Consider the following 19,537-nt stretch of genomic DNA (forward strand, 5'->3'; position numbering starts at 1 on the left):
CACCCACCGACGAGTCAAACTTAGCGCGCACGCACACTCCGTGCACGAATGGCACGCCGAGTGCACTCCATTGGGGAAGATGATCACTCAGAAGTGCCAGTAGCGGTCACAAATTTGCTGATCGGTTCTCTAGAGTGATCAGCGGTTGGGGCGCTCGAAGTCCTGGAACGGCGGGGCCACCCGACCGGGTCCACGCTGGTCGAAGCGGTCGCCGAACCGGCCGTCGTCCCGGTTCGGGCCCTTGCCGACGTACTCCCGGTCGTGCCGGTTGTGCCCGCCGCCGTGGCCGCCGACGGTCAGGCCGACCACCCCGGCGCCGACCACCGCGCCGAGCACGCCGACCGCCACCAGCTGCACGGCCTTGCGCTTGGCGAAGCCCTTGAGACGGCTGGGGCGGGGCGGCACGGGCGGCGGAGCCGCGGGCTGGCCGGGGGCTTCGGCGCCGTGTTCGGCGGTGGCGCCGACGACGGGCTGGGCTGGAGCTTCCGCGCCCTGCTGGGCCTCGGGCTGGGGTGCCTCAGCCGCGGGTGGGGCGGCCAGCGCCTCGGCCGCGGGCTGGGCCGTGACCGGCTGTTGCGGCGGCACGGGCGCGACGGGCTGGGTGGGGGCGTCGGGGGCAGGCTGCTGGGCGCCGGGTTCCTCGGGAGAACCGGCCGCCCTCTTCTCGTTCTCCTCGGACATGTGCCGCTCCAAATCTCGGTGTCAGCCACCCGGCTCTGGGTGGCTGACACCGAGGATGCGCGCGCTAGCTGTGTCCAGGCTGTGAGAAACCTGTCGAAAACCAATCGGTCACCGACGGTGGCGTTTCCGCAGGTTGCGCTGGGCCTGGTGCAGGTTGGGCGGGTTCACCGCGGGCGTGCCGTACGCCTCGATCTTGGAGTTGAGCGCGCCGGAGAAGTCCGGTTTGTCGATCTGGCCGAACTCGGTGACCTCGGAGATGCCGACCGTGGCGCTGTAGGGGGCCACGTGGTCGATCTTCACGCAGCCCGCCCTGCCGTTGGTGACGGTGACGTTCCAGTGGGTGAACCGGGCGCCGTAGAGCGGTCCGGCGTTGGCGCTGCCGCCGTGCGCGCCGTCGTTGAGGATGGTGACCTCGGTGCGCACGTTGGCGAAGGGCAGTCCCCGGTGGGTGTCGAAGGTGCCCGCCTGCATATCGCCCTTGGACCAGACGTTGCCGCAGGAGAGGCCCTCGACGTTGATGCCGTGGTGGCCGGAGCCCGCAGTGGGCGGTTCGGTGAACTTGCCGATCCGGAAGTTCTCCACCAGGTTGTCGTGCGCCTGTTCCCGGCAGGCGTAGGAGTGGTGCTGGCCGCGGCCGTCCACGCTGGTCCTGGACAGGGTGACGCCCTTGGTGGCCACCAGCAGGAAGCCGTTGTCGCTGTCCACCACGGCCACGTCGTCGGCCCAGCAGTCCCAGGCGCACTGGAAGGCCAGGCCGTTGTAGCCCTTGTCCAGCAGGTGCTTGGGCCGGACGGTCTTGACCATGCGGATGGTCAGGCCCTCCACGCCGGCGCCGGTGATCGGCGGGGCGAAGGTGGTCAGCCGGGGTTTCCAGGCCAGCCGGGCGTCCACCGGCAGCGGCTGTTCCAGGGTCACCTGGTTGCCGCGCACCTTGCTGATCCGCACCGGCCACTGGAACGGGCGGTAGGAGAGCAGCTTGTCCTTGTTCGACCACACGTACTCGGCGGTGCCTGGGCCGTCCCCGCACATGTGCCGGAGCAGCCCGTAATCGGCGTCGTCGTCGATCTGCACCAGCACCCGCTGGCCCGCGTGCAGGCCGCGCCCGTCGGCCACGGTGAGGGTGAACCCGCCACGGGCGGCGGGCGCGGTGACGGTGGTCAGGGTGCGGATGCCCTCGCCCTCGTTGCCCAGCCAGCCTTCGAGGGGCCACTTCTTGGCCTTGATGGCCGCGACCAGTGGCTGGTGCCGGTCCCGGTGGCTCACCCAGACCAGGCCGCCCGCCCAGCTCCAGGCCGAGTTCTCGCTGCCGTAGCGGCTGCGGTTGATGCCGACGATCTCTTCCAGGGACCGGTTGGCGTACAGCGTGGTCCGCCCGCTGCCCTCGCCGCGCAGCACCACGTTGTCGTAACCGATCTGGATGATGTTGTCGATCCGGTAGGTGCCGGCAGGCAGCAGCACGGCGCCGCCGCCGCGCCTGCCCACGTCCACGATGGCGGCGTTGATGGCCGCGCTGGCGTCGGCCGAGCCGTCCTTGACCGCGCCGTAGCGCAGCACGTTGGCCCGCACCGGCGGGTTCGGCCAGCACTCACCGGTGCGGTACCCGGCGAAGGAGATGTCCGGGATCTGCGGGTGGTTGTGCGGGTTGCGGACGTACTCCTGCCACAGTGCGGCGGTCGGCGCCTTCGCTTCGCCGGTCTCCGCTGCGACCTCGGTCGCGGCCTGCGCCGAACCTGCCCCGCTGGTCAGGGTGTAGGCCGCGGCCGCGACCCCACCGGCGAGGAACGTTCTGCGTTCGATCGTCATCGATCGTCTCCATCTCCCAAACGCGGGCGGCGGTTTGGTTGACGCGGGCAGCTTCACCCGCCGGGGGGTGCCTGGGCAAGAGGGGAATTTCGTTCGTAAGGACCCTTGCCAAAGCAGGCGTTGACCAGCAAGAGTTTCCTGGGAAAGCCCCATCCAGCCGCCGCCATGTGGTTGCCGGGAGCGTTCAATGACCAGACGTCGTGCCCCGTGGCTGGCGGGAGCCGTCAGCCTCGCCCTCCTCCTGTCCGCGATACCGGGCGCCAACGCCGCCCCAGAGCCCGCCGCCGGACCGACCTACCAGCTCGGCGCGACCCCGGCGGCCCCCGCCCGCGCCGCGCAGACCACCACCATCCCGGACTGGCGGTTGCAGTCCTCGGCGGTGGCCACCGGCACCGGGGCGGCGATCTCCGCGCCGGGCTTCAACGACAGCTCCTGGTACGCGGTGCCCAAGCGGTCCACCGTGCTGGCCGGTCTGATCGCCAACAACAAGTACGGCGACGTCAACTTCGGCAACAACCTGCAGAAGGCCAACCGCAACGACTTCCTGGTGCCCTGGTGGTACCGGCGGTCCTTCACCGCGGACCCCGCGCCCGGCACGCACACCTTCCTCAAGCTCAACGGCGGGGTGATCTCCCGCGGCGAGGTGTGGCTCAACGGCACCAAGATCGCGGGCACGGACACCGTGATCGGCGCCTACCCGACCTATGAGTTCGACGTGACCTCGTTGCTCCGCAAGGGTGACAACGCGCTGGCCATCCGCGCGAACTCGGCTGACCAGGACCGCGATCTGATCATCCACTTCATCGACTGGGCGCAGCTGCCCGCCGACCGCAACCAGGGCATCTTCCGCGATGTCCAGCTCGCGGCCAGCGGCGCGGTGTCCCTGCGCGACCTGCGGGTGGACACCGACCTGCCGCTGCCCAGCCTGAACCACGCCGACATCACGGTGAAGGTCAACGCGCGCAACAACACCAACGCGCCGGTCACCGCCGAGGTCAGCGGCACCGCGGGCAACGTGGGCTTCCGGCAGACGGTCTCGCTGGCGGCCAAGGAGACCAAGACGGTCAGCTTCACCCCTGCCAACACCGTTGGCCTGCGCTTCCTCAACCCGCAGGTGTGGTGGCCGTTCCAGATGGGCGGCCAGCCGATGTACGACGCGGCGCTGTCCGCAGCCGTGAACGGCACGGTCGCCGACACCGCGAAGACCAGCTTCGGCGTGCGCGAGGTCAGCTCCCGGCTGAACAAGGGCGGCCGGGAGTTCTCGGTCAACGGCAAGCCGTTCCTGGTCCGCGGTGGCGGCTGGGCCTCGGACCTGTTCCTGCGCACCGACCTGCGTTACCTGCAGGACCAGATGAACCTGGTGCGCAGCATGGGCATGAACACCATCCGGCTGGAGGGCAAGCCGGAGAACGACGAGTTCTACGACATGGCCGACCGGGCCGGGGTCATGCTGATCACCGGCTGGGAATGCTGCTCGAAGTGGGAGAAGTACAGCTCCTTCACCGCGGAGGACAACCGGGTCGCCGGTGAGTCGGCCGAGGACGAGGCCAAGCGGATCCGCAACCACCCGAGCATGCTGGCGTTCATGATCGGCAGTGACGCGGCGCCCGGCGCGGGGCTGGAGAAGATCTACCTGGACGCGCTCAACCGCGCCGAGTGGAAGCAGCCGGTGATCTCCTCGGCCAAGGCGCTCAGCTCGCCGCAGCTGGGCAGCCCCGGCATGAAGATGGACGGTCCTTACTGGTGGGAGCCGCCGAACTACTGGTACAACGAGCAGCTCGGCGGGGCGGCCGGGTTCGCCTCCGAGATCGGGCCCGGCCCGACCATCCCGGAGATGGACGAGCTGAAGAAGTTCCTGCCGCAGGGCGACATCAACAAGCTCACCGACTACAACGCCACCCAGTACCACCTGTCCCGCTCGGACACCTTCAACAAGCTGACCTTCTGGGGCACCGCGCTGGACGGCCGCTACGGCAAACCGGCCAACGCCGCCGAGGTGGTGAAGAAGGCCCAGCTGGCCAACTACGAGACCAACCGGGCCCAGTTCGAGGCATTCGGCCGGGACTGGTCGGACACCAACAAACCGGCCACCGGCGTCATCTACTGGATGCTCAACAACGCCTGGCCGACCATGTACTGGCACCTCTACGACTACTACCTGGCCACCGGCGGCTCCTACTTCGGCGCCAAGACCGCGTTGCGGCCACTGCACGTGCAGTACTCCTACGACGACAAGTCGATCGCGGTGGTCAACACCGGACTGGCCGACGTGCCGGGGCTTTCGGTGCAGGCCACCGTGTTCAACCTGGACGGCACGGTCAAGGCCGATGAGACCCGGCCGGTCAGCGCCAAGGCCAACGGTTCGGTGCGGGCGGGCAACCTGCCGCAGCCGAGCGGGCTGTCCACCACCTACTTCACCCGGCTGCTGCTCAAGGACGGCAGCGGCAAGGTGTTGGACCGCAACGTGTACTGGCTCTCCACCAAGGCCGACACGCTCAACTACGGCAGCTCCACCTGGTACCACACGCCGCAGTCCGGCTACGCCGATCTCAAGGGGCTGAACAACCTGGCCGCGGCCAGCGTGCAGTCCTCGGCGAAGTCCACTGTGGACGGTGAGAACACGAAGACCACGGTGACGCTGACCAACAACTCCAGCGGCAAGCAGGTCGGTTTCTTCGTGCGCGCCAACATCCGCAAGGGCGCGGGCGGGCCCGAGGTGCTGCCGACGGACTGGAGCGACAACTACGTCACGCTGTGGCCCGGCGAGACGCTGACCCTCACCGGCACCTATCGCACCGCGGACCTGGGTGGCGCGACGCCGAGTGTGGAGATCAACGGTCACAACGTGGCCAAGCAGGTGTTGCCCGCGCCGATCCGGTAGCGGACAGGTAGGACCTGAGGGCGGCTCTCCCGGGTACAGGGCTCCGGAGGGCCGCCCTCGGCCTGCGCCAGGTTGGTTAGAAATTTGCTTCGTTAGGAGTCTTGTCGAAACTGGGTAACCAACGGCAGAGTGCCGGACATGCGCCTGCCGCCACTGGTTCTCGGGATCGCCCTCGCCCTGTGCGCCTCGCTGACCCCGGCCGTGGCCGACCCGGTGCCCGATCCCGGGCTGACCGTGGCCGGACCCGGTACGACCGTGGTGCCGGACTGGCGGATGCAGACCTCGGCCAAGGCCGGGCTGGACGGCTCGCTGATCTCCAGCCCCCGGCACGGCGACCGCGGCTGGCTGACCGTGCCAGCGCGCTCCACCGTGATGGCCGGGCTGATCGCGAACCGGCGCTATCCGGATCTGAACTACTCCACCAACCTGCGGGACGCGGTGAACCCGGCCGATTTCAGCGTGCCGTGGTGGTACCGGCGGGAGTTCCTGGCCTTACCGCAGCCGGGCAGGCACACCGTGCTGCGGCTCAACGGCGGGGTGATCTCGCGCGGGGAGCTGTGGCTCAACGGGGTGCGGCTGGGCGAGACCGCGGGGGCCTACCCGCGCGCGGAGTTCGACCTGACCGGGCTGCTGCGGCCGGGGCACAACGCGCTGGCGATCAAGGCCATGCCCGCCGACCCGTTCCGCGATTTCACGGTGAGCTTCCTGGACTGGAGCCCGCCGGCGCCGGACAACAACATGGGTATCTGGCGGGATATCAGCCTGGTGACCTCGGGCGCGGTCTCGGTGGCCGAGCCCAGGGTGGTCACCGCGCTGGAACCCGATCTCAGCGCGGCCAGGCTGACCGTGAAGGCCGCCGTGCGCAACCACTCCGACCAGCCACAACGCCGTACGGTGAGCGCCGCGATCGGCGGCGACCGGCTGCGGCAGCAGGTCGAGCTGGCGCCGGGGGAGAGCACGGTCGTGACCTTCCCCGAGCTGCGGGTGGACCGGCCCAGGGTGTGGTGGCCCGCGCAGTTCGGCGAGCAGCCGCTGTACCGGCTGACCGTGTCCGCGGGTGATTCGACGGCGAGCACCGACTTCGGCATCCGGGACGTGCGTTCCGAGCTGACCCCGCAGGGGCAGCGGAAGTTCCTGGTCAACTTCAAGCCGTTCCTGGTGCGCGGCGGCGGCTGGGCCTCGGACCTGTTCCTGCGGGCCCAGCCGCGGCGGCTGGCCGAGGAGCTGAAGCACGTGCGCGATCTCGGTGTGAACACGCTGCGGCTGGAGGGCAAGCAGGAGGACCACGAGCTGCTGGAACTGGCCGACCGGTTCGGGATCATGCTGCTGCCGGGCTGGGAGTGCTGCACCAAGTGGGAGAAGTACAGCACCTGGACCGAGGAGGACTACCGGATCGCCGGGGCCTCCACCGCGGCCGAGGCGGCCCGGCTGGTCAACCACCCGAGCATCCTGGGCTTTTTCATCGGCAGTGACAACGCGGCCACCGCCAGGGTCGAGCAGACCTACCTGGACGCCCTGCGCGCGGCCGACTTCACCGCGCCGATCCTGCCATCGGCCGCGGCCAAGAGCACCCCGCAGCTGGGCAAGTCCGGGATGAAGATGGACGGGCCGTACTGGTGGATCCCGCCGAACTACTGGTACCAGGACAAACTCGGCGGCGCGGCCGGGTTCGCCTCCGAGGTCGGGTCAGGGCCGATGATCCCGGAGCTGGCCAGCCTGCGGAAGTTCCTGACCCCGCAGGAGATCGACGACCTCTGGCGGTTGCCGACCAAACCGCACTACCACCTGGCCAAGAAGGAAGTGTTCGCCACACTGAGCCTGTTCGCGGACGCGCTGGCCAAGCGGTACGGCCAGCCCAAGGACCTGGCCGACTTCCTGCGCAAGGCCCAGCTGGCCAACTACGAGGGCAACCGGGCCCAGTTCGAGGCATACGGCCGGGACTTCGCCGATCCGGCCAACCCGGCCACCGGCGTCATCTACTGGATGATCAACAACGCCTGGCCGACGCTGTACTGGCACCTGTGGGACCACAACCTGGACGCGGCGGGCTCCTACTTCGGCGCGAAGAAGGCGTTGCGGCCACTGCACGTGCAGTACTCCTACGACGACCGCTCGGTGGTGCTGGCCGGCACCGGGCTGGTTGATGTGCCTGGGCTGAAGGTCCGGGCCACCGCGACCACCGTGGACGGCCGGGTGCTGGCCGAGCAGACGGTCACCGCCACCGCGCCGGCCAACTCCTCGGCCAGGGTGCTCACGCTGCCGGAGATCACCGGGTTCAAGGGCACCTACCTGGTGCGACTGCTGCTGGAACGGGACGGCGTGGAGATCGACCGGAACGTCTACTGGCTGTCCACCAGCGCCGATGTGCTCGACTTCACCAGGTCCACCTGGTGGCACACGCCGGTCACCGGCTCGGCCGATCTCACCGGGTTGCAGGACCTGCCGATGACCTCGGTGCGGCACAGTGCGCACCGGGTGCCGGGCGGGGCCGAGGTGCGGCTGCACAACACCTCCGGCACGGTCGCGCTGGCGATCAAGGCCAGTCTGGACGGGGTGCGCGGCCCGGTCCGGTGGTCGGACAACTACGTGACGTTGTGGCCGGGTGAGTCGATCACCCTGCGCGCGGAGTACGACGGCGGTGGCGGGCTGCCGCCGGTCCGGCTGGGTGGGTTCAATGTGGGCGGCTAACCGTGTCCGGTCGGGCAGTCGCCGGGGCGGACGCCTAACCTCGGTGGCGTGGCCGATCACGAGCTAGCCATCTCCGGTGGTCCGGGACCGATCGAGGACTACGCCCTGCTGTCCGATCTGCGCACCGCGGCGCTGGTGAGCAAGACCGGGTCGGTGGACTGGTTGTGCCTGCCCCGGTTCGACTCGCCGTCCTGCTTCGCCCGGCTGCTCGGCGACGAGCAGTCCGGGCACTGGCAGATCGCGCCCACCGGTCCGGTGGAGCACACCCACCGGCGCTACCGGGACACCTCGCTGGTGCTGGAGACCGAGTTCCACACCGCCGACGGCTCGGTGCGGCTGATCGACTCGATGCCGCCGCACGAGAAGAACATGGACGACCAGCCCGCCCTGGTCCGGGTGCTGGAGGGCGTCTCCGGCGAGGTCGAGGTGCGGCTGCGCTGGGTGATCCGGTTCGCCTACGGGGACTCGGTGCCCTGGGTGCGCCGGACCGAAGCGCACGGTTCGGAGTGCATCATCGCGGTGGCCGGCCCGCACACCGTGGTGCTGCGCGGCGACCGGCTGCCCTACCGGGTGGCGGGCGAGCGGGCGCACGAGGCGGTGTTCACCATAGCCGCCGGGCAGCGGCTGGCCTGGATCATGCAGTGGTCCACCTCCTACGAGGCGGTGGCCGAACCCCTCGATCCGATGCAGGAGACCCAGGACAGCGAGGACTTCTGGCGGGAGTGGGCGGCCAACATCCGCTACGACGGCCCGCACGCCGACGCGGTGCACCGCTCGCTGGCCACGTTGAAGGCGCTGACCTTCGCGCCCACCGGCGGCATGGTCGCCGCGCCGACCACCTCGCTGCCGGAAACCCTTGGCGGGGAACGGAACTGGGACTACCGCTACTGCTGGCTGCGCGATGCCACCTTCACCCTGCTGGCGCTGGACAACTTCGGTTGCTCCGGCGAGGCGGTGGCCTGGCGGAACTGGCTGCTGCGCGCGGTGGCGGGCGATCCGGCCGATGTGCAGATCATGTACGGCATCGACGGCGAGCGGCACCTGATCGAGTGGGAGGCGGACTGGCTGCCCGGCTACCAGGGCGCCAAGCCGGTGCGGATCGGCAACGCCGCCTACCGCCAGCTCCAGCTCGACGTCTACGGCGAGGTCATGGACGCCCTGCACCTGTCCCGCGAGCGCGGGCTGGGTGAGACGCCGGAGTCCTGGGCGTTGCAGCGCGGCATGATGCGGCACCTGGAAACGCTGTGGCAGCAACCGGATTCCGGGCTGTGGGAGGTGCGAGGGCCGGACCGGCACTTCACCCATTCCCGGGTGATGGTGTGGGTGGCCTTCGACCGGGCGGTGCGCGCGGTGGAACAGCACGACCTGCCGGGACCGGTGGCGCGCTGGCGGGAGCTGCGCGACGCGGTGCACGCGGAGGTGCTGGCCAAGGGCTGGAACGCGGAGCTGAACTCCTTCACCCAGTACTACGGCGGCACCGAACTGGACGCCTCCACCCTGCTCATCCCCGCGGTCGGCTTCCTGCCGGGGGACGACGAGCGGGTGGTCGGCACGGTGCGCGCGATCGAGCGGGAACTGAAGAACGGCGACCTGGTCGACCGGTACAGCACCGACAGCGGGAAGTCCGATGTGGACGGTCTGCACGGGCGTGAGGGCTCGTTCCTGGCCTGCTCGTTCTGGTTCGTGGACGCACTGGCCCTGTCCGGCCGGAGAAATGAGGCAGCTTCCATGTTCGACCGGTTGGTGGCGCTGGCCAACGACGTCGGCCTGCTGGCCGAGGAGTACGACGCCGCGCACGGCCGGTTCACCGGCAACTTCCCGCAGGCCTTCAGCCACCTCGCGCTGGTCAACAGCGCCGCGGTGCTCTACGGCGGCCGGACGAGGGACGCCAGGGACCGCACCGACGGGCTCGACGCGTGAAGGCCGTGGTCGGGGTGCCCGGCGACCCCAGCCGGACCGCCCTGCGCGAACTCCCCGATCCTGTTGCGGGGCCGGGGGAACTGCTGGTCACCGGGTTGCTGGCCGGGGTGTGCGGCACCGACCGCGAGGTGGTCGAACAGGGCTACGGCGAACTGCCGCCGGACCGGTCGGAGATGGTGCTGCTGCACGAGTCGCTCGGCCGGGTGCGCACCGCGCCCGACGGCAGCGGCTTCACTCCCGGTGACCTGGTGGTGGGCCTGGTGCGACGGCCCGATCCGGAGCCGTGCGGGGCCTGTGCGGACGGGCAGTGGGACTTCTGCCGCAACGGCAAGTACACCGAGCGCGGCATCAAGGCGCTGGACGGGTACGGCTCGCAGCTGTGGACGGTCGAGCCGGAGTTCGCGGTGCGGCTGGACCCGGCCCTTGGCGAGCTGGGCGTGCTCACCGAGCCGACCTCGGTGGTGGCCAAGGTGTGGGACCAGATCGAGCGGATCGGCCTGCGCGGCTACTTCCGCCCGCGCACGGTGCTGATCACCGGGGCCGGACCGATCGGCCTGCTGGCCGCCCTGCTCGGCGTGCAGCGCGGGCTGGACGTGCACGTGGTGGACCGGATGCGCACCGGCCCCAAGCCGGAACTGGTCTTCGGCCTGGGCGCCTGGTACCACGCCGACCTGGCCGAGATCAGCTTCGAGCCGGACCTGGTGATCGAGTGCACCGGCGCGCCCGAGGTGGCCTTCGAGGTGCTGCGCCGCACCTCGCGCAACTCCATCACCGTGCTCACCGGACTGTCCGGTGAGCAGGGTGACCTGCCGCTGCCGGCCGGGCAGATCAACAACGGCATGGTGCTGCGCAACGGGGTCGTGGTGGGCAGCGTGAACGGCAACCTGCGGCACTACCGGCGGGCCGCGGCCGCGCTGGCCGACAGCGACCGGGACTGGCTGGGCGCGCTGATCACCCGCAGGGTGACGCTGGCGGACTGGCCGGAAGCGTTGGCGCGCAAGGACGAGGACGTCAAGGTCGTGCTGGACCTGCGGGGCTGAGCGCGGTGCCGCCGGGGCTGCCCAGTCCCGGCGGCACCGGCCTTTCAGCCTCCGGTCTGCTGGGCGATCCAGTCCCGATAGGCGGGCACCGCGGTGTACACCGAGGGCGCGGTGGCACAGGTGGTGCTCGTGCTGCCCGCGCGGCTCGCCGCGCCGGCGAGCTGCCAGGCCCCGCCGATCGAGCGCAGTTGTGGGCCGCCGGAGTCGCCGTAGCAGGCACCGGAGTTGCCGCCAGGGTTGTTCGTGCACAACTCTGACCTGTCGATGCCGAGGCAGCGCCGGGCCTCGACCACGCTGGTGTCCAACTGCTGCAACACCTTCGGCGTGCCACCGCAGCCGGGGCGGGCGCAGGTCTGGCCCCAGCCGAGCAGCCGGGTCGCACTGCCGACCGGGATGTCCGCGGCGATCGGGATCGGGCGCTGGCCGACCGCGCGGTCGAGCTGGACGACGGCGATGTCGTAGTAGGCGGTCGGGCCCCAGCGCGGGTGCGCGATGATCCGGCGCACCCCGGTGAGCGTGCCGCCGCTGCCCGCGTCCCGGCTGCCGATCCGCACCTTCACCTGACCCGGCTGCTCGTCCTTGACGCAGTGCGCCGCGGTCACCAGCCAGTCCGGTTTGATCAGCGAGCCGCCGCAGAAGTGCGCGCCGTAGCTGGTCTGCAGGCTGGCCATGAACGGGTAGTCCTGGTCCGCCGGGGTGCCGCCGACCAGGAACGGGATGATCGCGGCCGCGCTGAGCAGCTTGGTCAGCACCGCCCTCACACCCCGGAGACCTGGCGGATCCAGTCCCGCACCGCCGGGACGCTGCTGTACTGCTGGGTGCTGCGGCCGTCCGCGGTGGAGGCCACACCCACCTGCAGCCCGTTGAACACCTGTGGTCCGCCGGAGTCACCGGACCAGGCGTTGCCGGTGATCCGGCTGGTGCACAGGGCCTGGCCGCCGTAGTAGTCCCGGCAGATCGAGGTGAGCCGGACGTCGGCGACCTTGAGCTGGGTGGCAGGCGGCGCGCTCTGGCTGGTCATGCCCCAGCCGTAGATCTGGTTGGTGCTGCCGGTGGTGGGGTTGGCATCGGCGAGTTTGCTGTACTCGCTGGTCTGCACCGGCGCGGCCAGCCGCAGCAGGGACTGGTCGGCGCGGGCGTGCGAGGTGTAACCGGCCACCGTGGCCAGGGTGCCCTGGGCGCGGTGGACGTTGCCGACCCGCACGGTCAGGCCGCTGCCCACACAGTGCTTGGCGGTGAGCACCCAGGTGGGCGCGATGATCGTGCCGGAGCAGGTGAAGGAACCGTTGCGGTACACCGCGGCCGCCCACGGCGCCGAGGTGACGAACTTGCCGCCGATGATGAACGGGTCCACCGCGGCCCCGGCCGGGGAGGCCAGCGGCACCAGCGCGGTGGCGGCCAAGGCAAGGGTGATCGGGAGCAGGCGGAGCAGGCGCATGGGTACTCCTAGGCGTCGCAGGGGACCCTGACGCTAGGAACCCGTTGCCTGGGCACGAAACGGGGAAATCCCGGTCACCGGCCCAGCTCGGCTGCGGGGTCCGGAAGGCGGAGCGCCAGTTCGGTACGGGAGCGGACGGCGAGTTTGCGGTAGATCCTGGTCAGCGCGCCCTCCACGGTCTTGCCGCTGACGTTGAGCCGGGCGGCCACCTCCCGGTTGGTGGCCCCACCCGCGACCAGCCGGGCGATCCGGTGCTCCAGCCCGGTCAGCGCGCCGCAGGCCGCCTGCTCCTGGTCCTCGCCGAGCACCGCCAGCGCCCTGGCCGCCCACGGCGTCGCGCCCGCGCCGAGGAAGGTGCGGTGCGCCAGCCGCAGGGTCTCCCGCGCGGCCGCCCGGCGACGTCGGCGGCGGGCCGCGATGCCCAGCCACAGCAGGCTGCGCCCGTACTGCACCGGCTGGCCGAGCGCGGCCTGTTCGGCGCAGGCGGATTCCAGGGCCCGCACCGCCTGTTCGGTCTGCTGGGCCAGCAGCAACCGGATGCCGTCGGCCCGTGCCAGGGTCGCCAGCACCCCCCGGCGGCCCAGTCGTTGCGCTTGTTCGGCGGCGGCCGCGAGCACCTCGGTGGCCTCGGCCTGCGCGCCGGTGACCACCAGCGCCTCGGCCAGATCGGCCCGCAGCCCGAACACCGCCGGATCGGCCACGGCCAGTTCGGTCTCCAATCCACCCGCGCGCCGCAACGGTTCCAGCGCCGCGGCCGGGTCACCGGCGGCCAGTCCGGCCAGGCCGAGCGCGTGCAGGTTGCGCAGCACGAACGCCTGGTCGCCGTCGGCCTCGGCGGTGGCCAGGCCGGCCGCGGCCAGCCCGGCGGCGCGGGCCGGATCACCGCCGACCGCCTCGGCCAGCGCGGCGGCGTAGCGGGCCGGGCCGAGGTCGGTGCCGGTGGATTCGGCCTGGCGCAAGGCTTCCACGGCCCGCTGCCGGGCCTGCCCGCACCGGCCGGCGGCCAGCAGCACCTCGGTGGCGCTCCAGCCCATCGCGACCAGCTCACCCAGTTCGCCGCGTTCCTCGGCCAGCTCGAACAGGTTCGCCAGCTCGGTTCGCGCCGCGGGCAGCCGGTCGGCGAACAGGTGCAGCCGGGCCGCGGTCCAGCCCACCCCGCCGTGCAGGGCCACCGGTTCGGTCACCGGCACCGCGACCGCGGCGGCCAGGGTGTCCTCGGCGGCGGGATCCCCCAGCACCACCTGGCACAGCGCCAGCGAACACCGGGCGTTGACCTCGGTGTGCTGGTCACCGGCGGTGTGCGCCAGTTGCGCGGCCCTGGCCAGTCCGGCCGCGGCCGCGGTGAAATCGCCGCCGATGGCCGCGTGCACGGCGTGCCGCAGCCGGACCGGGGCCTCCAGCGCGGGTTCGCCACTGGCTTCGGCCAGCGCCCGGCGGAAGATCCGTTCGGCGGTGGCCCTGGTGTGCCGGGCCGCGTCCACCAGCGCCAGGCAGGCGGTGACCCGCTGTTTCCGGGTGCTGTGCGGGCAGGTCAGCACCGCGGCGGCCAGGGTTCGGGCCAACTCGTGCGCGCCGGCGGTGACCGCGTCGGTGGCCGCGGCCAGCCGCCGGGCCACCGCGGCCCTTGGCTGACCCACCGGCGTCCGGTCGGCGGCCAGCGCACCCAGTTCGGCCGCGGCGGCGGGCAGTCCGCGCTGCCGGGCCGATCCGGCGGCCGCGGCCAGGGTGCGGGCCAGGTCCTCGGCGGGGGTGGGCCGGGCCCTGGCCAGCTGCCGGGCCTGCTCCACCGGGTCCGAGCTGACCGCGGCCAGCTCCTCGTGCGCCTGCCGCAGCTGCGCCGGATCCGCCTCCGCCACAACCAGATCGGCCAGCAGCGGCAGCCGGAAGGACAGCGCGCCGTCCACTTCCCGCGCCAGCACGCCGGTGCGCAGCGCGGTGTCCACAGTCGACTCCGGCTCGGTCTGCCCGCAGGCGTGCAGCAGGCTCACCGTTATCCGCCCGGCCAGCGCGATCCGCAGCAGCACCGCCCGGTCGAGCCGGTCGAGTCGTTGGCGGAGCAGGGTTTTCGCCACCTCGGTCAGCCCGCCGCCTGACTGGCTCAGCTCCAGGACGAGCCGGGGGTGGCCATCGGCGGCCTGGTGCAGGGCGACCGGATCTCCTTGTCCACGCAACAGATCCGTGGTCTCGGCCAGGGTCAGCGGCGGCAGTTCCAGCACGGTGGCCGGGCTCAGCCAGGTGGCCAGCGGAGCGTCCCCCGGCGCGACCAGCTCGGCCGCGGCGACCCGGGCCGCCTGGCCGGTCCGGCGGGCGGCGAAGGCGAGCAGGTCCACGCTGTCCGAATCCGCCCACTGCACGTCGTCGAGCACCAGCAGCACCGGCTCGTCCGCGCCGAGGACCCGCAACAGGGCGAGGAATCCCAGCCGCAGCGCGAGCCGGTCCAGCGTGCCGGGGTGGTCCCGGCGCACCGCCTGGCGCAGGGCGGACCGCTGGGGTTCGGCCAGCAGCTGCCATGGCTGCGGCGGCAACTCGTCGAGCAGGTCGGCCAGGGTGGTCCAGGGCACCGCGGCATCGGCCGGTCCGGGCGCGGCACGCAGGATCCGGCCCCGCTGGGCCGTTCGGGTAGCCAGCTCGGCCAGCATGGTGGTCCGGCCGTAGCCCGCCGGGCCGTGCAACAGCACCGGCCCGGCGGTCAGCCCGGCCACCGCGCACCGCAGGATCTCCGCTCTCCCCGGCACGACCAGCTCCTTCGCCGCTCATATGTCCACAATGGACAGTCATCGGCCGATCGAGCGATCGACCGGCCGAGTTGCCGACGCAAGAATCGTTGCGCCCATTGGGTATTCGCGACTCCGCCAAGTGAGGGAAGAACCTGGTAACGATCGCCGAACGGGCTAGTCACAACCGATCGGAGCCGCTCTAATGGCGCGGAGTTATGGACGTGCATATGCGGGACCTTCGATACTTCGTCGCGGTGGCCGAGGAACTGAGCTTCAGCGCGGCCGCCGAGCGGCTGCACGTTTCCCAGCCCGCGCTGAGCAAACAGATCCGGCTGCTGGAACGCAGTCTGCGCTCGGCGTTGCTGCGCCGGGACCGGCGCAGCGTGGCGCTCACCGCGGCCGGGGTCGCCCTGCTGCCCAGGGCCCAGCGATTACTCGCCGACTGGGGTGACGCGCTCGGCGAGGTCGGCCGGGCCGCCGCCGGGGAGCGGATGGTGCTGCAGATCGGCGTGCACAGCAACCTGGCTCCCGGCCTGTTCGAGCGGATCTCGGCCCGCTTCGCCGAACTGCTGCCGGGCTGGCGGATCGGCGTGCACCGCAGTGACTGGGACGATTCCTCGGCCGGGCTGCGGGACGGCCAGGTCGACCTGGCGCTGGTCTGGCTGCCAGTGGCCGACCAGGACCGCTACGCCTACCGGGTGCTGCTGGCCGAACCGCGCTGGGTGGCGCTACCGGCCGATCACCCGCTGACCGCGGAGACCGAGGTCGCCTTCACCGACCTGCTCACCGAACCGTTCGTGGCCCTGCCCGAGGCAGCCGGCCCGCAACGTGAGTTCTGGCTGGCCGCCGACGCCCGCCGGGACAACCCGGCCACGGTGGCCGCGGTGGCCAACAACCTGGCCGAGGTCTTCGCCGCGGTGGCCGCGGGCACCGGCATCGCACTGGTGGCCAGCAGCACCAGCGAGTCCAGCACCGGTGGGGACGTGGTGTTCCGCCCGGTGCCCGGCATCCGGCCGGGCAGGCTGGCCGCGCTGTGGCGGCTGGGCGAGCAGCGCGGCGCGGTGAACGCCTTCGTGCGCGCCTGCCGGGAGGCCACCGAGTAGCTCAGCCGGTGCGGGCCGCGGAGATCAGCTCCTGCACCCGGTGCGCGATCCGCTGGTTGTCCGCCGCGCTGATGGACAGCCGCCCGCCCTCGCTGACCAGCAGGTAACGCCCGTCCTCGCTGTCGAACCAGGACACCACGGTGGGATCGCGTTCCATGTGCGTGGTGTAGCGCTCGGCCAGGCTGACCGAGAACTGCCCGCCCTGGTGCCGGTGCCTGCTCAGGTAGTCCAGCGTGTACGCCTCGCTGCGGCTCATCCCGGCGGCGACCAGCTGATCGACGCCGTCCCCGAACGGATCCAGCTTCTCCGGCCCGCTGGCCCGTTGCAGCCCGGCCAGCGGCGCGGACACCGGCGCCTGCCGCCCGGACTGCCCCGGCGGCAACGCGCTCACGATCGCCTCGGCCAGCCCGGTGTCCCGCACCTCCCGCAGGTGCACCGACTCGTCCTCGGTCTGCACCGCCAGCACCGCGCTCTCACCGCGGGACACCGCGACCGCGAGCACCGGGGCGTCGGTGTACTGGATCAGCTCCACCGCCAGCGAATGCCGGGCGAGCAGCCCGAGCTGGTCCTCCAGCACCGGATCCAGCTCCCAGCGCGGCCCGCGTTCCCTGGCCAGCCGCCGCTGCCGCAGCCCTTCGAGGACCCGCAGCCGCAGCGCGGACCGCTCCTCCATGGTCACGCCGTGACTGCGCAGCTTGAGCGGGTACGGCGCCCGCTCCAGCCCCAGCTCCTGCCAGGCGAAGTCCAGCTCCACCGCGGTGAGCGTGGTCAGCACGCCGGTCACTCCCCGATCACCGGAGGAGCCACCCGCTGCCCGTCACCCCACACGTCCTCGGTCTCCTGGAGGTAGTCGGCCCGCTTGTGCTCCTTGTCCTCTTCCTTGCGCCCGGCGCCCGCACCCATCGGCCCACCGCCCATGCCCCCGGCACCCGGTCCACCCCTGGCTCCGGCGGCACCGGCCACACCCGGCCCGGCCGGCGGTCCACCGGTCCCGGCACCCGCGGCCCCACCCGGCCCAAAACTGGTCTTGCCGGCCCCGGTCCCGGTGCCCGGCGTGCCCCCGGCACCCCCGGTGAGCGCGCCAAGGATCCCTCCGGGCGCGATCCCACCTGGCGGTTTGCCACCCGGCCCGGTCCCGGTCGGCAGGTTCGGCGGCGGCACCGGCACCCGCCCGGACGGCTTGGTCGGATCACCCGGCTTGGGCAGCGGCAACGGCCGGTCCGGCAGCTTGTTCTTGTCGGGCAACTTGTTCTTGTCCGGCGGCAGCACCACGGGCGGCGGGAACGGCGGCTTCGGCGGCACCGGCGGCTTGCCCTTGGGCGGCGGCGGTGGCACCGGCGGCGGCAACGGCCGCACCGGCACCGGAATCGGCGTGATCACCGGCGGCGGCACCGGCGGCACCACCCGCGGCGGCTGGATCACCCGCGGCGGATCCGGCGGCCAGTTCGGCGGCGGGGTCGGCGGCCATGGCGGCGTCGGCTTGGGCGGCCACGGCTCACCGGGGATCCCACCGAAGGCCGGCGGCGGCGAGAACACCGGCGTGGTGGCATCCACCTGCCGCGAACTCGCCTCGTTGTTCTGCATCACCCGGATCGCGTTCTGATGCGCGTTGTCCGCCTCCTGGCGCTTGGCCGGGATGTCCTGCACCGCGGACTTGACCAGCCCGACCAGCCCACCGGACTTGAACGCGTCCCGCATCATCTGGTTCTCGTCGAACTTGACCGGCTCGGGCATCCGGTTCTTGCTGTCCTCGGCGATCAGCCCGAGGTCGTTGGTCCGGTTCCCCATGTACTGACTGGTCTGCGCGGCATCGCCACCCCACTTGGCCAGCTTGAGCGTGGCCTCCCGAGCCGCGTCACCGCCAAGGCCACTCCAGCCGTGCTCGGTGGCCTTGATCAGCTTGTCCATCTCTTCAGAGGACTTCGCCATCTCATTGCCGAGCTTGGTCCACAACTGACCGACCTCGTAGACCCGGCCCGGGTCGTTGTTGTTGTTGACCTGGTCGTACAAGGCCTGGTGCTCGACCCCGGCCCAGTTCCCCGTCTGGGTGAGTGCCCGGTCGGTGCCCATCTTCAGACCCTCGCGCAGCTCCCGCTCCTGCGCGGCGACCGCGTCCCGGTCGTCCTCGGTCCCCATCATCATCCGCCCGAAGGTCTTCTGCTCCTCCGGGTTCACCTTGGACTCGACCTGGCGGTAGTCGCCGTTCTGCGGCTGGGTCATGGCATCCCCCTGCTACTTCTTCGGCATTCTCGGCAGCACGAAACCGACCATCTTCTCGGTGATCGAGCACACCGGCCCTGGCGTGTTCGCCTGCCGCAGCGTGGTCTGCACGAACACCACCTCGGTCTTGTTGACCTCGATGTTCACCGTGCACAGCGTGCCGCCGTTGGCTGGGTAGTAGTTGACCCGCCTGCCGTCCACGGTGAGCTTGCGGATCCCGGTCTCGTCGGTGTCCGGCGGCGTGCGCAGCTGGTCGAAACCGAACACCGGGTCGATGGTGACGTTGCCGGTCACCGGCTGCGGCACCGAGACATCGCGGAACTGGCACTGGCGCTTCTTGCCGAAATCCTCCGGCCTGCCAGCGTTGAGGCCGAGCGAGGCGGCCTCGGGGTTGGTCAGCAACTCACAAGGCTTGACCGCGGCCAGCGAGGCCCCCGGGCCATCACCGGTCGAGCCGCTCGTGCTGGTCCCACTGCTGGTCGCCGGGGTCGGCGTACCCACGACGGGACCACCGGAGCAGCCGCCGAGCACAAGGGCGGCCAGCAGTACGCCACCAATAGCGATCTTGCTCTGAGTCACTTCTGCTTCCTGAGGTCAGTGGCGCTGCTGGAGTCCGCGCCCGTCGTCGCCTTGATCGCCTCGTCGAGCACGACCTGGGCCTTCTGCAGCTCGTCGATGTACAGCTTGATCTGCTCGGAGAAAGAGAACTGCGTGCCGCTGGCCCGCTTGCTCATCTTGTCCGCCATGAGCTGGCCCACCCAGTGCTCGCCCAGGGGCAACGCCTGCTCGAGCTGGGTCGCGCTCTCCCGCCAGCCGGCAGCGCGGGCTTCCTGCTCGGTGAGGGCCTTCTTCAGCTGCGCGCCGGCTGCCGGGTCGAGCTTGACCCGGCCCGCGCGGACGTCCTCGCGGAGCTGGTTCATCGCGTCGACCGACTTGTTCAGGCTGGTCAGGGCGGACATCGCCATGGCTGGGCCTGGTTGGGCGCTCTTCGGGTCGGTCACTGTGTTTCCCCTCCGTCACGCAGTGCGCGTCCGCGGCCACCGTAC

Annotated in this window: 14 protein-coding genes; 5 read left to right on the forward strand and 9 right to left on the reverse strand. The window is 71.3% G+C overall.

The window, feature by feature from the left end:
* Positions 1-138: 138 nt before the first annotated feature.
* Together HNR67_RS04075 and HNR67_RS04080 are read right to left on the reverse strand one after the other, a co-directional pair.
* A complete protein-coding gene (locus tag HNR67_RS04075) occupies positions 139-681 on the reverse strand; it encodes a hypothetical protein (protein WP_185000785.1) in 543 nt (180 codons plus the stop codon).
* A 108-nt stretch (positions 682-789) separates the two neighbouring features.
* The gene (locus tag HNR67_RS04080) at positions 790-2,484 is read right to left on the reverse strand and encodes a glycosyl hydrolase family 28-related protein (protein ID WP_185000786.1); all 1,695 of its coding nucleotides are present in this window, start codon (positions 2,482-2,484) and stop codon (positions 790-792) included.
* A 187-nt stretch (positions 2,485-2,671) separates the two neighbouring features.
* On the opposite strand from HNR67_RS04080, the gene HNR67_RS04085 reads away from it, so the two are divergent.
* From HNR67_RS04085 to HNR67_RS04100, 4 genes are all read left to right on the forward strand, one after another.
* Complete coding sequence (locus HNR67_RS04085) at positions 2,672-5,365, forward strand: glycoside hydrolase family 2 protein (protein WP_185000787.1); 2,694 nt, start codon at positions 2,672-2,674, stop codon at positions 5,363-5,365.
* Positions 5,366-5,503: 138 nt separating this feature from the next.
* Entirely contained in the window at positions 5,504-8,053 is a 2,550-nt protein-coding gene (locus tag HNR67_RS04090) for a glycosyl hydrolase 2 galactose-binding domain-containing protein (RefSeq protein WP_185000788.1), read from the forward strand.
* Between the two features lie 48 nt (positions 8,054-8,101).
* Positions 8,102-9,973 carry a glycoside hydrolase family 15 protein gene (locus tag HNR67_RS04095; RefSeq protein WP_312986391.1) on the forward strand — a complete coding sequence of 624 codons (1,872 nt, stop codon included), beginning with the start codon at positions 8,102-8,104 and terminating at the stop codon, positions 9,971-9,973.
* A complete protein-coding gene (locus HNR67_RS04100; RefSeq protein WP_185000789.1) occupies positions 9,970-11,013 on the forward strand; it encodes a glucose 1-dehydrogenase in 1,044 nt (347 codons plus the stop codon). The genes HNR67_RS04095 and HNR67_RS04100 overlap by 4 nt, the downstream gene beginning before the upstream one ends.
* Before the next feature lie 44 nt (positions 11,014-11,057).
* On the opposite strand, the gene HNR67_RS04105 is transcribed toward HNR67_RS04100, so the two are convergent.
* The 3 genes from HNR67_RS04105 to HNR67_RS04115 form a co-directional block, all read right to left on the reverse strand.
* Positions 11,058-11,765 carry a S1 family peptidase gene (locus HNR67_RS04105; RefSeq protein ID WP_312986393.1) on the reverse strand — a complete coding sequence of 236 codons (708 nt, stop codon included), beginning with the start codon at positions 11,763-11,765 and terminating at the stop codon, positions 11,058-11,060.
* A gap of 5 nt (positions 11,766-11,770) precedes the next feature.
* Positions 11,771-12,451 (reverse strand): S1 family peptidase, encoded by a 681-nt coding sequence (locus tag HNR67_RS04110; RefSeq protein ID WP_185000790.1) that lies wholly within the window; start codon positions 12,449-12,451, stop codon positions 11,771-11,773.
* Positions 12,452-12,525: 74 nt separating this feature from the next.
* Positions 12,526-15,186 carry a helix-turn-helix transcriptional regulator gene (locus HNR67_RS04115; RefSeq protein ID WP_312986394.1) on the reverse strand — a complete coding sequence of 887 codons (2,661 nt, stop codon included), beginning with the start codon at positions 15,184-15,186 and terminating at the stop codon, positions 12,526-12,528.
* A gap of 209 nt (positions 15,187-15,395) precedes the next feature.
* Between HNR67_RS04115 and HNR67_RS04120 the strand changes: the two genes are divergently transcribed.
* A complete protein-coding gene (locus HNR67_RS04120) occupies positions 15,396-16,271 on the forward strand; it encodes a LysR family transcriptional regulator (RefSeq protein ID WP_221489764.1) in 876 nt (291 codons plus the stop codon).
* A 1-nt stretch (position 16,272) separates the two neighbouring features.
* Here HNR67_RS04120 and HNR67_RS04125 read toward each other — a convergent pair whose 3' ends face one another.
* From HNR67_RS04125 to HNR67_RS04140, 4 genes are read right to left on the reverse strand one after another with little or no spacing between them, the layout of a single operon-like run.
* Positions 16,273-17,046 carry an ESX secretion-associated protein EspG gene (locus tag HNR67_RS04125; protein ID WP_185000792.1) on the reverse strand — a complete coding sequence of 258 codons (774 nt, stop codon included), beginning with the start codon at positions 17,044-17,046 and terminating at the stop codon, positions 16,273-16,275.
* Positions 17,047-17,051: 5 nt separating this feature from the next.
* A complete protein-coding gene (locus tag HNR67_RS04130; RefSeq protein WP_185000793.1) occupies positions 17,052-18,491 on the reverse strand; it encodes a PPE domain-containing protein in 1,440 nt (479 codons plus the stop codon).
* 12 nt (positions 18,492-18,503) lie between these two features.
* A complete protein-coding gene (locus HNR67_RS04135; protein WP_185000794.1) occupies positions 18,504-19,070 on the reverse strand; it encodes a DUF3558 family protein in 567 nt (188 codons plus the stop codon).
* On the reverse strand, positions 19,067-19,492 hold the full coding sequence (locus tag HNR67_RS04140; protein WP_185000795.1) for a hypothetical protein: 426 nt from the start codon (positions 19,490-19,492) through the stop codon (positions 19,067-19,069). Before HNR67_RS04140 ends, HNR67_RS04135 begins: the two co-directional genes overlap by 4 nt.
* Positions 19,493-19,537 lie beyond the last annotated feature (45 nt).

Source organism: Crossiella cryophila (genome assembly GCF_014204915.1).
Taxonomy (GTDB): Bacteria; Actinomycetota; Actinomycetes; order Mycobacteriales; family Pseudonocardiaceae; genus Crossiella; species Crossiella cryophila.